Here is a 12,698-nt window from a genome sequence, read left to right as displayed (position 1 = left end):
GTCAGACCCAGTACCGCAGCGGTGTACTCAATGGCTGTCTCGCAGCCACCGGACTGCCCCTCATACTCGCGACACCACGCCTACAAGCTCAGTAGTAGCCATACCCGGAGCCCCCGGGCCCTCCGATCGTACGAGTGCCAGATCAGGCCCATGCCGTGAAGGTAGGACAACCCTTAGTTCGGGCCGCGGGCTGGTGTACACAGCTCCTGGTTGCCACGACAGCATGTCCCGTCTCTAGCGAGCGGAGGCGAGTACCGAAAGTCGCTGCCGCGTCTCCCTGAGCGAGGCTTCCTTGGCGTCAAGGCGTCGCGCCAGGGCGTCCAGCTCGGCCCGAAGGTCGGGGCACATCGCGAGGGACACACCGTGCTCGCCCGAACGAGCGCAATCGAGGTAACGGCGGATGGTTGCGGTCGCGAGGCCTGCGGCGATCATCGTCTTGATCTGGGCCACGCGCGCGATGTCGGATTCGGTGTAGGCCCGGTAGCCGTTGCGGTCGCGCTCGGGGACCAGGAGCATGCAGTCTTCATAGTGGCGCAGCGCTCGCGCTGTCACCCCGGTCAGCTCGGCGAGTTTGCTGATACGCACGGGTCCTCCTGCGATTTGACCTTCACGCTGGCGTGAAGCCGTACCGTCCAGCGCCATGACACTCAAGACAACCCGGCAGCGGGCCACGATCATCCACGGCTATGCCGCAACACCCGAGGACCATTGGTTCGGATGGCTGGCCGCGCAGCTCGACGCCCGTGGCATTTCTACGACCGTTCCTGCCCTTCCGGACTCCGAGGCGCCTGACCCTGATCGCTGGCTGGCAGCCGTGGCAGCCAGCGTCGGTACGCCGGATGAGGGCTCGACCCTGGTGGCGCACAGCCTCGGCTGCATCACGGCGCTGCGCCATCTCTGCTCCCTGGCGGGTCCGTGGCGTCTTGGTGCGCTCGTGCTCGTCTCAGGATTCATCGACACGCTGCCGGCCCTTCCGGCGCTGGACGCTCACATCGGCAAGCCCCTGGATCTGGCCGGGATCCGCAACCACGTCGACAGACTCACCCTGATCCGGTCGGACGCGGACCCTTACGTACCACCGAGCCACACCGACCGTCTTGCCGATCTCCTGGGGACATCGACCCACGTCATTCCCGGAGCCGGCCACTTCCTCGCGTCCGACGGTGTGACGTCGCTCCCCACGGCCCTCGCATCGTGCAGAAGGACTGACGGAGAGCTGACGAGAACCAGATGACACACCGCAACGCGCCACTCTCTCCCGAGGCGCGACGTCGACTCGTGGAGCGCTGCAAGTCACGCCCGATCGCTCACGTCGCCGCGGAGATGGGCATCTCGCGGGCGACCGCTTCGAAGTAGGTGCACCGCTACCGCTAGTACGGCGACCTTGGTCTACTGGACCGCTCCTCAGCACCACACCACCGACCTCCGCGATTCCAGCAGACGTGGTCAGCCGGATCGAGAACCATGCGACGCGAGAACAAGTGGTCTGCGGCTCGAATCACCCATGAGCTGGCAGCTGAAGGGACCGAGATCTCCCGCCGCACCGTCACTCGGCATCTCGCCGAACTTGGACTCAGCCGGCGAAAGTTCATGGACCCCAACGGCGAGAGCAACAGGGAGCTGAGGAAGATCGTCGCCCGTCGGCCTGGGCACATGATCCATCTCGATGTGAAGAAGGTCGGCCGAATCCCGGATGGAGGCGGCTGGCGCGTCCACGGTCGTGGCAGCAACCAGGCCAAGAGCGCCGAGTGCGGCAAGAGGAAGACCAAGCGCGGGGGCTACGTCTACCTTCATTCTGCGCATCGTCACAGACAACGGGGCGTGCTACCGCGCGGAGGCGTTCGTACGGGCGCTGCTCGGGTCGCGGCACCAGCGGATCACGCCTTACACGCCCCGCCACAATGGGAAAGTGGAGCGGTACAACCGGATCCTGTCCGAGGAGTTCCTCTACGCCCGCACGTGGCTGTCTGAGGATCAACGCCGCGACGCTCTCACGGCCTGGGCCATCCACTACAACTACCACCGGCCACACGGCGCTGCCGATGGCCAGCCTCCAGCGTCACGGGTGCGGGGCAGTGTCAGCAACGTCCAGGCCTCGTACAACTAGGCCCTGTCCGGCAGTTCTTGGCTGATGGTCGCCAGCAGGCGTGTGACCAAGGGATTATGGTCGCTCTCGCGCCAGGCCACGGCCACTCGTGTACGGGCGATGCCGGGTTCGATCCTGCGGAAGGCCACGCCCTTGAGGCGGATGCGTCGGATGCTCGCCGGGGCCAGGGAGACACCCAGACCGGTTTCCACGAGGGCGCACACGGTTTGCCATTCCACCGCGTGCTGGACCACCTGCGGTGTGAACCCCGCCGCGGTGCACAGGCCGATGATCTGGTCGTGCAGTGGCGGGCCGACCGCGCGGGGCAGCAGGACGAAGGGGGACTCCGCCAATTGTGCAAGCCGTACGGTGCGTTGGCCGGCCAGAGGATGGGTGGCCGGCAGCACAGCGACGAAAGGCTCGCTGAGTACCGTTCTGAAGCCGAGCTCCGTCTCGTCGGCGGGGGGTTCGCGCAGTAGGCCGATGTCGATGGTCTTGTCATGCAGGGCCGCGATCTGCGGGGCCGTGGTCATCTCGTGGATGTCCAGGTGCACATCAGGAAACCGCTGACGGAAGGTGCGCAGCAGGCCGGGCAGGACCGTCAGGGCGAGGGAGGCGGCGAAACCGATACGCAGGCGGCCGGCCCGGCCACCGCCGACGGCCCGGGCCGCGGCCAGACCGTCCGCGAGGTCGGTGAGGGCCCGCCGGGCGGCGGGCAGCAGTTCACTGCCCGCCGGGGTGAGGGCGACAGGCCCTGGCGCGCGGGTGAACAGCGCGTGACCGACCTTGTCCTCCAGACGGCGGATCTGCTGGCTCAGCGGCGGCTGGGCGATGCCCAGGCGGGCGGCCGCGTGGCCGAAGTGGAGTTCCTCCGCGAGCACGACGAAGGCGTGCAGCTGCGGCAGGGGAAGTTCGGGGCGCTCCATACGACCAGAGATATCAGATCATGCATGAGGCCGTATTAGACGTATCGGTGCCGGCCACATAGCGTTCCGCGCATGACAGAGCGACACGCGGTCCTCAGCGGCTCGACCTTTGAGGAGCAGATCGGCTATGCCCGTGCCGTGAGCGACGGCGACTGGGTGCATGTGTCCGGCACGACCGGATTCGACTACGCCACCATGACGATCTCCGACGACGTGGTGGAGCAGGCCGAGCAGTGCCTGCGCAACATCGAGGCCGCACTGGCCGAGGCGAACTGCACCTTCGCCGACGTGGTGCGCGTGCGCTACCTGCTGCCCGACCGCGAAGACTTCGAACCCTGCTGGCCGGTCCTGCGCCGCTGCTTCGGCGAGGTTCGGCCGGCCGCCACGATGCTCGTGTGCGGTCTCGCCGACCCACGGATGAAGATCGAGATAGAGGTGTACGCACGGCGGCGCATCCAGCCTCACGGTGGCGCTGCGAGCGATCACTCGGAAGCGCCTGTCGTGCCCGTAGAGGCGCATGAACCTCCCTACTACATGGCTGTCTTCACTATGGTGCGCACCCAGGAACAGAACGACTACAGCGAGACCAACACGCGCGTGGAAGACCTGGTGAAGGACGTCCCCGGGTATCTGGGAATGGATCACGCGCAGACTCCGGGCGGGCTGGGCATCACCGTCAGCTACTTCCGCGACGCCGACGCCCTCACCCAGTGGCGGACCAACGTCGAGCACCGCGCGGCGCAACAGCGCGGGCGAGCCGAGTGGTACCAGAGCTACACGCTGCACGTGGCAAAAGTGGAACGGAGCAACGGGTTCACGCGAGCGCAGGTCCCGCAGAGCCCGACAGCAGGCTGACCGACCGAGACCACCTCAGCGACCCGTCCCGCCACAAGCCCGCATCGAACGGATCGGCGTGTCCCTCCCGAGCCCGAGGGAATGCCCGGGCTGTGCCAGCGTCTTCAACGCCGCGGACGAGTAAACCTCCGCTTACCGCCCAGTCGTGCGGTAAGCCACGGCGACTTCGACAGCTGCCTTGCTGCATCCCACGGGTGGAGCCAGAGCCGGATCGCGGCGACAGTGACCGTGCCATGGGATACATAGGCCCTCTTGATGCCCCTATGGATCGTCAAGCGACGGTGATGCAGGGCTCTGCCAAGTGGGCCCGGATGATGATCAGGCAGAGCTCCCGGGCGACGTAGCGTTTGAGGCAACGGATGGCTTCGCGCCTGGTCTTGCCTTCTCTAATGCGTCGTTCCACGTAGGTGCGGCTTCGGATTTCCCAGCGCAGGCGGGCGAGCACGATCGTGTAGAGGGCGCAGTTGGCCTGACGGTCGCCGCCTCGGTTGAGTCGTCGGCGCTGGGTCTTGCCCGACGAGGCTTCAACGAGGCTGACGCCGCAGAGGGCGGCGAACGCTGCTTCGCTGTGTAGCCGTTCAGGGTTGTCGCCCATCGCGATGAGCAGGGCGGCGGCGGTGTCTGGTCCCACGCCGTACACCTCGTCACCGCGACCACGGCATGCCGGGTCGTCCCGGCCAGGACCTCGACGATGAGATCCGCCGTGGTCACCGTGGACGGCTCGCCGGTGTCCGCACGGTCACGCCCGGACACCGGCGCGGCAGCCAGCAGGGCTGCGACCTGCGCGGCCAGCGGGGCGCCGAGAGCCTGCGACAGCGCCGTACGACCGCCCGGCAAGCGGACTGCCAGGGTGCGCGGGCGGGCGGCCGGTTCCGAGGCGGCGGACTCGCTCCTCCGCCCCTCCACTGCTGCCTCAAGGCTTGGCACACGCCGACGCGGCGCCCTCGTGCCGGTACCAGACGCTGTCCAGCTCACGGCCGTCCGGCAGGGTGTGGCGGGCCGGGCCGGGGGCCGGGACGAAGCCGGCGCGTTCCAGGGCGCGGCGGCACGCGAGGTTCGCCGTCGCCGTGCCCGCCCGTACCGTCGGCAGACCGGCGTGGCCATGGGCAAACTCCGCGCCCGCCAGGAACAGTTCGGCGCCGAGGCCCTGGCCTCGATGGTCGGGGGCGAGAATGCCGCCGATCTCACCCCTGTCGTGGTCGAGTTCGAGGTACCCGGCGTAGCGCCCGGTGTCGCGGCGTACACAGACCATGAACTCGGGCATCTCGGGGCTGGGTTCGAAGGGCTCGGCCAGCTCGGGGTTGGACCTGATGAACCAACGGGGGGTGGCGCCGGCGGGGCCCAGGCGCAGCAGGGCCCGTCTGGTGTCGGCGTCCGGTACGACCTGGCCGACCTGGTTCCCCTGCCAGCGCTGGGCCTCGGGGTCCGCGCCCGCGGCGATGGCCGCCAACGCGTCGAGCCGGGTCACCGGGGTGTAGAGCAGCAGATGCCGGGTGGCCAGGGCGTGCCGGCCGGGCGTGCACGCGACCGGGACCGGGAGGCCCGAGTCCGCCCGGTGACGTCGTAGGAGCGACCGAATCATGGAACCCCCCGTTGCATTCGCCCTGGTGTGTCCGGCCGAATGTACCGGGTGTGTCCGGCCGCACGTCCCGGCAAGGGAGAGCGCCGTACCTCCGTCCTCGACCGACGACGGCCTCTGCCGCGGCCCGCGCAGGACGTACCCGTCGCGCCCTGAGGAGTGGGAGCGTCCGGCAGGGAGCAGTACGAGGTCAGAGTTCCTGCCCGAACAGCGGCACATCACCGGGAGTCAGATCGCTCCTGACGCGCTCCAGCCGCACGGGGTGGCGCCAGCGGCCAGCCGCGTCCAGGGACACGCCGACCGCGACCTCCGCGACGACAACCCGCTCGACCAGCCGTACGGCGAGCTGCTCCCGCGACCCCCAGCTCGCGCTGAGGGTCCACCCCGTCCACGGGTCCGCGGTTCCGCCCTGTGGGAGTTCGGCGGCCAGAATCTGGCGGCCCGGGGTTGAGGTGCGTCCGTTTGGTGCTGCCCAGCGCGCGGACCACGAGGAGGCTGTGTACCCGAGTTGACGGGCCATTACGGTTCCCGGGGGCGGCTTGCTGCCCGTGCTTCTGTTCTGCTTTCCCTTGTGGGAGGACGGCGATCTTTTCGTCGATGTGTCGCAGGCGCCGGGCGTGCCGGACCCGTAGCGCGCCGGACAGTCGGCACGGCGTGCTCGCGTGGGCAAGCCTGCAAGGGCTTCACGACGTGGGTGGGCGGTTTTCGCTGGTGCCGGATCGGGGTGTGAGCGTTGACGGCGCAGCTCGGTGCGGCTGGTCAGCGGGCTCTGCCACGTGGGGCTGGGTTGCTGCGAGGCTGGCCAGGAGCTTGAGTCGGTCTTCGGAGGTACTGCCGGGTTCGGCGGTGTAGAGGGTCAGGTCGTGCATGGCCCGGTGGGAGAGGGGCAGGTCCAAGGACTGGTAGGTCAGCTCCAGGTCACCGACCTCGGGGTGCCACAGCCGTTTGATGCCGTCGTGGCGGATGCGGACGTCGTGCGCGGCCCATTGGCTGCGGAAGTCGGGGCTGAGGGTGGACAGCTCGCCGATGAGTTCGCGCAGAGCCCGGTCGTGGGGCTCACGTCCGGCTTCCGCGCGCAGCAGCGCGGCGGTGACGGCGGCGGCCTCCCAGTCGACGAAGAACTGCTGGGCGCCCGGATCGAGGAAGATGTAGCGGGCGACGTTGGGCCGGCCGCGCTTGTCGGTGGTCTCGCTTTCGAAGACCGGCGCGTGCAAGGCCCGGGCCAGCGAGTTGCTGGCGACGACGTCCTGGCGGCCGTTGCGTACGAACGCGGAGGACATCGTCATGGAGTCGAGCAGCCACTGGACGCGGGGCGGGACCTCGACATCCCTGCGGCGTGACGGCGCGCGGCGGGCCGGCCGGGCCGCGCGGGCCAGGTCGAACAGATAGGTGCGTTCGTCCTCGTCCAGCTGCAGGGCCTGGGCGACCGCGGCGAGCACGTCCTCGGAGACGCCGTTGATGTGGCCAGCCTCCCGGACGAGGGCGGCCAGGCCGAAGCGGTCCGCGTCCCGCTCGCCGACGGCACCCTCGTCAAGCTGCCCGTCGCCGCGGACTCCACCCTGATCCCCTCCCTGCTGACCCTCTCGGACGTCCTCGGCACCGGCCACCACGCCGCGGTCGCCGGCGGCGTCGGCCGGCGCACCAGCGTCACCGTGATCGGCGACGGGGCCGTCGGCCTGCTGGCCGTGCTGTCGGCCAAGCGCCTGGGTGCCGAGCAGATCGTCCTGATGGGCCGTCACCAGGCGCGCACCGACCTCGGCCGGGAGTTCGGCGCCACCGACGTCATCTCCGCACGGGGCGAAGAAGGCATCGCCCACGTGCGGGAGCTGACCGGAGGACACGGCACACACGTGGTCCTGGAGTGCGTGGGCAACATGCCCGCCTACGAGCAGGCCGTCGGCATCGTCCGCCCGGGCGGCGTGATCAGCCGCGTCGGCGTACCTCAGTACGAGGAGGCCCCGATCGGCTTCGACAGCCTGTTCCGCCACAACATCCGTCTCGCCGGAGGCCCCGCACCCGTCCGCGCCTACATCGAGGAGCTGATGCCCGACATCCTCAGCGGCGCCATCGAACCCGGGAAGGTCTTCGACGTCACCACCACCCTCGACGGCGTCCCGGCCGGCTACCAGGACATGGCCGACCGCAAGACCCTCAAGGTCCTCATCAACCCCTGACCCCACCCCTCACCGACACAGCACAGCACCACCGGAAAGAAGGGCGCATGTCTCGCACCGGCAACTACATCTTCGACCTGGACGACAAGGTCACCCGCACCCGTGTGACGTACAAGAACAGGTACTGCAGGCCGCGGAACTATTCGCCCACCGCGTCAAGCCGCCGGAGGCCGCGCGCGGCTGCGCGTGCGCTGACCTCGTGTCACCTCATGCCCGTTGTCAGCACGTCCCGCGGCTTGGCGCCGTCCAAGCCCATCTGGGAGCGCAGGGCGCGTGGCAATTGCCAGCGGTCTGTGTGACCGCGCGCGGGTGCGCGGTTGCACCCCGGTACTGATCCCTCAGCTGTGCGCCGCACGCTTAAACCTCTGTGCTGGCCGGGAATCACATAGTTGATTTCTGAACCGTTCCTGCGTGGGGCAGCTTGCGCATGGCGCGGGGCGGATATCGCCGGCCGCTCCTTGCGTCCCCGCTGTCTGCGCATGCAGGCGTTCCGCCGCCAACGGGAGCTGACGCAATGACCACGCCCGCATTGCCCCGACCCGATCTGTGGTGCCCGATCGAGCCGGCCCTCCATCCTGACCACGAGGAGGTGAGCGAGCACGCCGTGGCGTGGCTGCGGCGCTACGGCTACGTGACCACCCGCGCAGAGGAGGAGACGGCGCGGGCGGCGCGGTTCGGGGAGCTGGCCGCCCGCGTGCATCCGCACGGCACGCTGCCGGGAGTGCAGTATGCCTGCGAATGGCTGATGTGGCTGTTCTTGCAGGACGACGACAAGGTCGAAGGCGCCAGCGGTCGAGGTGACACCCGCACCGTGGCCGATCACCTCTTGCGCTGCCTTCAGGTCCTCCATGACCCGCAACAACCGCCCGCCGGCGCCCACATGCACGCCCTGGCCGACCTGCGTCGGCGCCTGGACGACTTCGCCGCCCCTGATCATGTCCAGCGGTTGCTGTCCGGCCTGATGGAGTACTTTGCCGCCACCGGTCCGGAGGCCATCTACTGGTCCCTGCGCACTGTCCCCACCCTGTCCGATTACCAGCAGTTGCGGGAATCCACCGTCTTCATGCGCGCCGGCTGCTTCGTCCTCAATGAGATCGCCACCAACTGCCCCCTTCCCACCGCGGTGTGGGCCACCCCTGAGATCCAGTTCGTCTCGCGCACCGCGGCGCGCATCGTCGGCTACACCAACGACATCCTCTCCGGCCCCCGGGAACTGGCCTGGCCCGGTGCGCTGAACCTGATCAACTGCATCGCCCAGGAACAGCAGTGCCCTCTACCACAGGCACTGGAAGCCGCCGTCGCCCTCCACAAGGAGGAGACAGCCGCCTTCCTTCGCCAGGCCGACCAGGTCATTCGCCGTCACGACGATGTGCGGACACGCACCTACATCGACGGACTGCGCACTTGGATCCGCGGCAACCTCGACTGGAGCCTGGCCACCGACCGCTACACCACCAGGGCGCCCACTCTTCCGAACAGCCAGGCTGCAAACTGACGCCGCCCCCTCAGCAGGGAGGCGAGGAGGAGCGGAGCTGAGTGGGCAAGGCGCAAAGATCGCCTGTGTGGTCCTGTCGGTGGAACGGCATGCGGCACTTCGTCGCCTCCAATTGCCTCACGCACGGCATTCCCATCACCGACGTCGCCGGGTGGATGGGCCACAAGACCATCGAGATCACCTTCAAGATCTACCGCCACCTCATGCCCGGCTCCATCCATCAGCAAAGCCGCCAAGATCCGGCGCGGGAGCCCACGCACCGCCGATCAAGAATCGTTGGCACGAGCTCAAATTCGATGTCACAGCACACAAGAGCTGGGACCGAGCACTTCAGTTGGCCGCTCTGAGCGCGGTAGTTGGCCAGAGTGATCCGCCTGACCAAAGGCTCTCGGCAGGGCGGGGCCGACAGTGACGCCCCGGAGAACTTCCGGTGACGCGATGGTGGGCCACCACAACCGACCTGGAATTACAGCGGTCAGAGGTATCACAATGTTCCCGCATCCGAGGTGTGGTCATGAAGAGCCGTCAGCAACTGCTGGTCACCGCCGCCGCGTTGCTCCCGGCGGCGCTGCTGACCGGCACCACCGCCTATGCCGCCGACACACCGACGCCCACGGCTCCGATCACGTCCGGCGCGCCCTTCCCATCCGCGTCCGCTCCCGAAGCCGCGTCTCCGGCACAGTTGCCGCCGCCGACCACGTCCGTACCGCCGCTGCCGTCACAGACCGCCTCCCCCTCCGCATCCCCGCCGCGGTGGACCGAGGAGGACTGTGAACGGCATTGGCCGTCGTACAGGGACCACGGCCTGAAGCTCACACTCTCCGGGTTGCCTGCGGACATCACAGCAGGCAACGGCTGGCACGAGTTCGCCATGGGCGTCGAAAATCTCACGGACACCACCTTCGAGGATCTGTTCTTCATCCTCTTCAGAAACGCGGTCGACCGCATGGACGACCCGGACGAGATGTACTCATCAGCCCGGGTGATCCCTCAGTACGTCGACGTTCAGCGCCAGGATCCGACGACGCGTGTCTGGGTCGGCCTCACCTTTCAGATCGACCCGGAGATGGTCGGCCATGACCGACTCCCCAGGACCGGCATCGCCCCGCGTGAGACGCTCACGTTCCCGCTCCGCCTACGCATCAACGCCGCCATACCACTCAGGGAGACAGCCCACGGCAGCATCACCGTGCACATGCTGCGCCCGGAAGCGGACGGCAGGTGCAAGGTGACGGTCGGCACGAACTCGTTCCGCATTCACAAGCCCGGCGCGGCCCCCGGGAACGACCCGCAGACCGGCGGCACGGGCACAGCCTCGGCCGCCACGTCCTCCGCGCTCCCTTGGCTCGCCCTCGCCGGCGGCGCGGCCGTAACGGTCGGCGGCAGCGCGGTGTACGTGGTACGGCGCCGCAGGAGCAGACCCCAGCAACGCTGACCCGGTCGACTGACCGGGACCCTCACCTCCTCAGGCCACCACCGTGCAAAAGCCTCCACCTGAGCGTCGGAGTCGCCGAGCAGGTCTCAGGGCCGATCACCGGGTAGCACAGCCCGTCCACACCTCTTACCCGTTAGAACCATGGACCCGGTGGCCGTCGAGGACGACTCCAACCGGGATCTGCATGCCCGCCAGGGCTGGATCCATCGAGGCCACAGCGGATCGTGTCCGCAAGCGCCCGGACTCGGCGGTCCGCCCCATCACGAGCCGGCAGGACGCCCCGGGAAAGGCCGATGCTGAGCGCAGAGGTGGCCATCTGAAGCACGCAATGGCTTCCCAATGGAGAAGTCAAGTAACTGGCATCTCCAAAAGAAGGGACTGACTGCCCACCCGGCACCTGATCCGCCAGGAACATCCCGCTTCGCAGGACTCCACGAAAACCGGGATGAATCCATATGAGTCAACCTCGTCGAGGTTGACGAAACAGATAGGGTCACCCGCCTCGACCGTGCGCGTGATGACAGACTTCTCCTGCAACGGGACTCCCGATGATCTATTTGCTCGGCACAAGATGATCTATCAGGACCTCCCGTTGCCCCGTTCACCAGGGCTTGACCTGCGAATCAAGACTCAAACGCAAGGGTGTTGGCACGTTCTACGTCACCCGATCAGTATCCAGGCTGAAAGACCTCATCGACTGCGAAGTGCGCCGGTCAAGTGGCGCACAACACCTCGTGATCAGCTGCATGAAGTGACCGAGCAACACGCGACAGCGACGCTCGGCCGGCGTCCCCGCCGACCCGCCCCGTATTCACTTCCTTGCGACGATGCAAGTGGCCACAGGATAGTCCGGGTGGTATGAGCTCAGTTCCAGTGCGTCGAGTTCCTCGGCTGCGATACCCATGAGCGACGCGATGACACTCAGCGGATTGCCGTACTGGTGCACGGTTTGTTCGGACCAGGCGCTGAACATCTCCCGCAACGCTGCTGGGAGTGGCCGCCAGTAGTCCTCGGGCGCGCTGTGCAGTCGTTGGGCGCTGGGAACCATGCAGCACGCCGTACCGCCCGGTCGCAGCCATTGCCGCATGTTGTCGACCACCTGCCACGGGCGCGCAGTGTGCTCCAGAACGTTGAAGGCGATGATGGTGTCAAGGGAGTCCGCAGGGATGATTCCTGGATCCGCTGCGTCACCGACCAGAGAGACCCCCGGGGCCTCTCTAATATCCAGACCGCGGTATTTGGAAGCACGGGTGAAACCGTAGGCGCCCCCGTTGCTGTCCAGTCCGCCAATCTCCACAACATCTCCCTGAACGAAATCATGGATTTCGGCGATGAACTGGTTCAGGTAGTGACGGTCAATTGGGGTACCCCGAGACATTCCGAAAGCCGGGCAGATCGGTATCAGCCTGCGCAGTTGACCCCAGTCGATCCCACCAATTGGCGGTACCAGGATGCCTCGTTCCTGCAGCTCCGTGAAGAGTTCGCGAAAGTTCGGGGTTTCTGGATCGTGGCTCAGATTTCGCCGCATTCCCAGCGCCCGCAGCACCTGCCGGGTTGAACGACTCTGTGCGGTCAGGTCCGCTACCTGGGCCATCGTCCGGTCATCCCGCACGATCAAAGATCCACGCTGAGCGAATACCGAGCAGGTGTTCCCACTGTAACTGAGCTCATCCACAGCGGCTTGCGCGTCGGCCGCCAGCGGGGCTCTCCTCATTGCGGTGAACTCGGCTTCCGCCGCTGCGAGATCACGCTCGTGGAGCATGATCTCCAGGATGAGCAGCATGTCCAGGGAGAGTGGAAAGCCTTCCTGCCGGTTGGCCGCACCCACCTTGCTGGCCTTACCCGCCTTTACGCACATCCGGTCCGACTGGGCGGACAGAACCACCGCGGAGGTGAACAGTCCGTTCTTTAGCATCGTGCATCTACTCCTCACTGTTTTCCGAATCTGGACCGATCCATATTCAAGAAATACACGCCATTTTGAGGCGCACCGTATGGCGAACTCTCTACGTGACCTCGTTTTCCGTCCCGGAGATGGACTCGGCAGGCGCCAGCACGGTGGGGCCGGTGCGGCAGCAGTCCCGTGCCCCGGCGGCGTCAGGCCAGGACCGGTGTCCATTGCGGGTGGCGGAACTCCCCCCAGCGCAG

The 12,698-nt window shown here is 67.4% G+C and carries 10 protein-coding genes and 6 pseudogenes; 8 read left to right on the top strand and 8 right to left on the bottom strand.

The window, feature by feature from the left end; translation table 11 throughout:
* Positions 1-234 precede the first annotated feature (234 nt).
* Positions 235-585 (bottom strand): MerR family transcriptional regulator, encoded by a 351-nt coding sequence (locus ACFWYS_RS45920; RefSeq protein ID WP_384782891.1) that lies wholly within the window; start codon positions 583-585, stop codon positions 235-237.
* A gap of 55 nt (positions 586-640) precedes the next feature.
* Here ACFWYS_RS45920 and ACFWYS_RS45915 point away from each other — a divergent pair, with 55 nt between their 5' ends.
* Positions 641-1,234 carry an RBBP9/YdeN family alpha/beta hydrolase gene (locus tag ACFWYS_RS45915; RefSeq protein ID WP_384782888.1) on the top strand — a complete coding sequence of 198 codons (594 nt, stop codon included), beginning with the start codon at positions 641-643 and terminating at the stop codon, positions 1,232-1,234.
* Positions 1,231-2,107: pseudogene (locus ACFWYS_RS45910) on the top strand (integrase core domain-containing protein). Before ACFWYS_RS45915 ends, ACFWYS_RS45910 begins: the two are co-directional and overlap by 4 nt.
* Here ACFWYS_RS45910 and ACFWYS_RS45905 read toward each other — a convergent pair.
* Positions 2,104-3,012 (bottom strand): LysR family transcriptional regulator, encoded by a 909-nt coding sequence (locus ACFWYS_RS45905; protein WP_384782886.1) that lies wholly within the window; start codon positions 3,010-3,012, stop codon positions 2,104-2,106. The pseudogene ACFWYS_RS45910 and the gene ACFWYS_RS45905 overlap by 4 nt on opposite strands.
* Positions 3,013-3,084: 72 nt before the next feature.
* Between ACFWYS_RS45905 and ACFWYS_RS45900 the strand changes: the two are divergent.
* Positions 3,085-3,462, top strand: a pseudogene (locus ACFWYS_RS45900) (RidA family protein); the annotation flags it as partial.
* Between the two features lie 84 nt (positions 3,463-3,546).
* A complete protein-coding gene (locus tag ACFWYS_RS45895; RefSeq protein WP_384782894.1) occupies positions 3,547-3,867 on the top strand; it encodes an antibiotic biosynthesis monooxygenase family protein in 321 nt (106 codons plus the stop codon).
* Positions 3,868-4,064: 197 nt separating this feature from the next.
* Here ACFWYS_RS45895 and ACFWYS_RS45890 read toward each other — a convergent pair.
* The 5 genes and pseudogenes from ACFWYS_RS45890 to ACFWYS_RS45870 all read right to left on the bottom strand — a co-directional run.
* Positions 4,065-4,160, bottom strand: a pseudogene (locus tag ACFWYS_RS45890) (IS5/IS1182 family transposase); the annotation flags it as partial.
* Positions 4,139-4,498 (bottom strand): annotated as a pseudogene (locus ACFWYS_RS45885) (transposase); the annotation flags it as partial. The pseudogenes ACFWYS_RS45885 and ACFWYS_RS45890, both read right to left, overlap by 22 nt.
* A gap of 282 nt (positions 4,499-4,780) precedes the next feature.
* Positions 4,781-5,449 (bottom strand): GNAT family N-acetyltransferase, encoded by a 669-nt coding sequence (locus ACFWYS_RS45880; RefSeq protein WP_384782883.1) that lies wholly within the window; start codon positions 5,447-5,449, stop codon positions 4,781-4,783.
* A 187-nt stretch (positions 5,450-5,636) separates the two neighbouring features.
* Positions 5,637-5,966, bottom strand: coding sequence for a hypothetical protein (locus ACFWYS_RS45875; RefSeq protein WP_384782880.1), 330 nt, complete (start codon positions 5,964-5,966; stop codon positions 5,637-5,639).
* 163 nt (positions 5,967-6,129) lie between these two features.
* A complete protein-coding gene (locus tag ACFWYS_RS45870) occupies positions 6,130-6,885 on the bottom strand; it encodes a transcriptional regulator (RefSeq protein WP_384782877.1) in 756 nt (251 codons plus the stop codon).
* Between the two features lie 39 nt (positions 6,886-6,924).
* On the opposite strand from ACFWYS_RS45870, the pseudogene ACFWYS_RS45865 reads away from it, so the two are divergent.
* From ACFWYS_RS45865 to ACFWYS_RS45850, 4 genes and pseudogenes are all read left to right on the top strand, one after another.
* Positions 6,925-7,620, top strand: a pseudogene (locus tag ACFWYS_RS45865) (zinc-binding dehydrogenase); the annotation flags it as partial.
* Between the two features lie 514 nt (positions 7,621-8,134).
* Entirely contained in the window at positions 8,135-9,115 is a 981-nt protein-coding gene (locus ACFWYS_RS45860) for a hypothetical protein (RefSeq protein WP_384782874.1), read from the top strand.
* Positions 9,116-9,201: 86 nt separating this feature from the next.
* Positions 9,202-9,348, top strand: a pseudogene (locus ACFWYS_RS45855) (tyrosine-type recombinase/integrase); the annotation flags it as partial.
* 281 nt (positions 9,349-9,629) lie between these two features.
* On the top strand, positions 9,630-10,550 hold the full coding sequence (locus ACFWYS_RS45850; protein WP_384782872.1) for a hypothetical protein: 921 nt from the start codon (positions 9,630-9,632) through the stop codon (positions 10,548-10,550).
* A gap of 811 nt (positions 10,551-11,361) precedes the next feature.
* On the opposite strand, the gene ACFWYS_RS45845 is transcribed toward ACFWYS_RS45850, so the two are convergent.
* Positions 11,362-12,465, bottom strand: a complete 1,104-nt coding sequence (locus ACFWYS_RS45845) for a class I SAM-dependent methyltransferase (protein WP_384782869.1) — start codon at positions 12,463-12,465, stop codon at positions 11,362-11,364.
* Positions 12,466-12,698: the final 233 nt, after the last annotated feature.

This window comes from Streptomyces sp. NPDC059010, assembly GCF_042740355.1.
Classification (GTDB): Bacteria; Actinomycetota; Actinomycetes; order Streptomycetales; family Streptomycetaceae; genus Streptomyces.
Note: the sequence above shows the minus strand (reverse complement) of the source record. Positions and strands in the feature narration are given on the sequence as shown.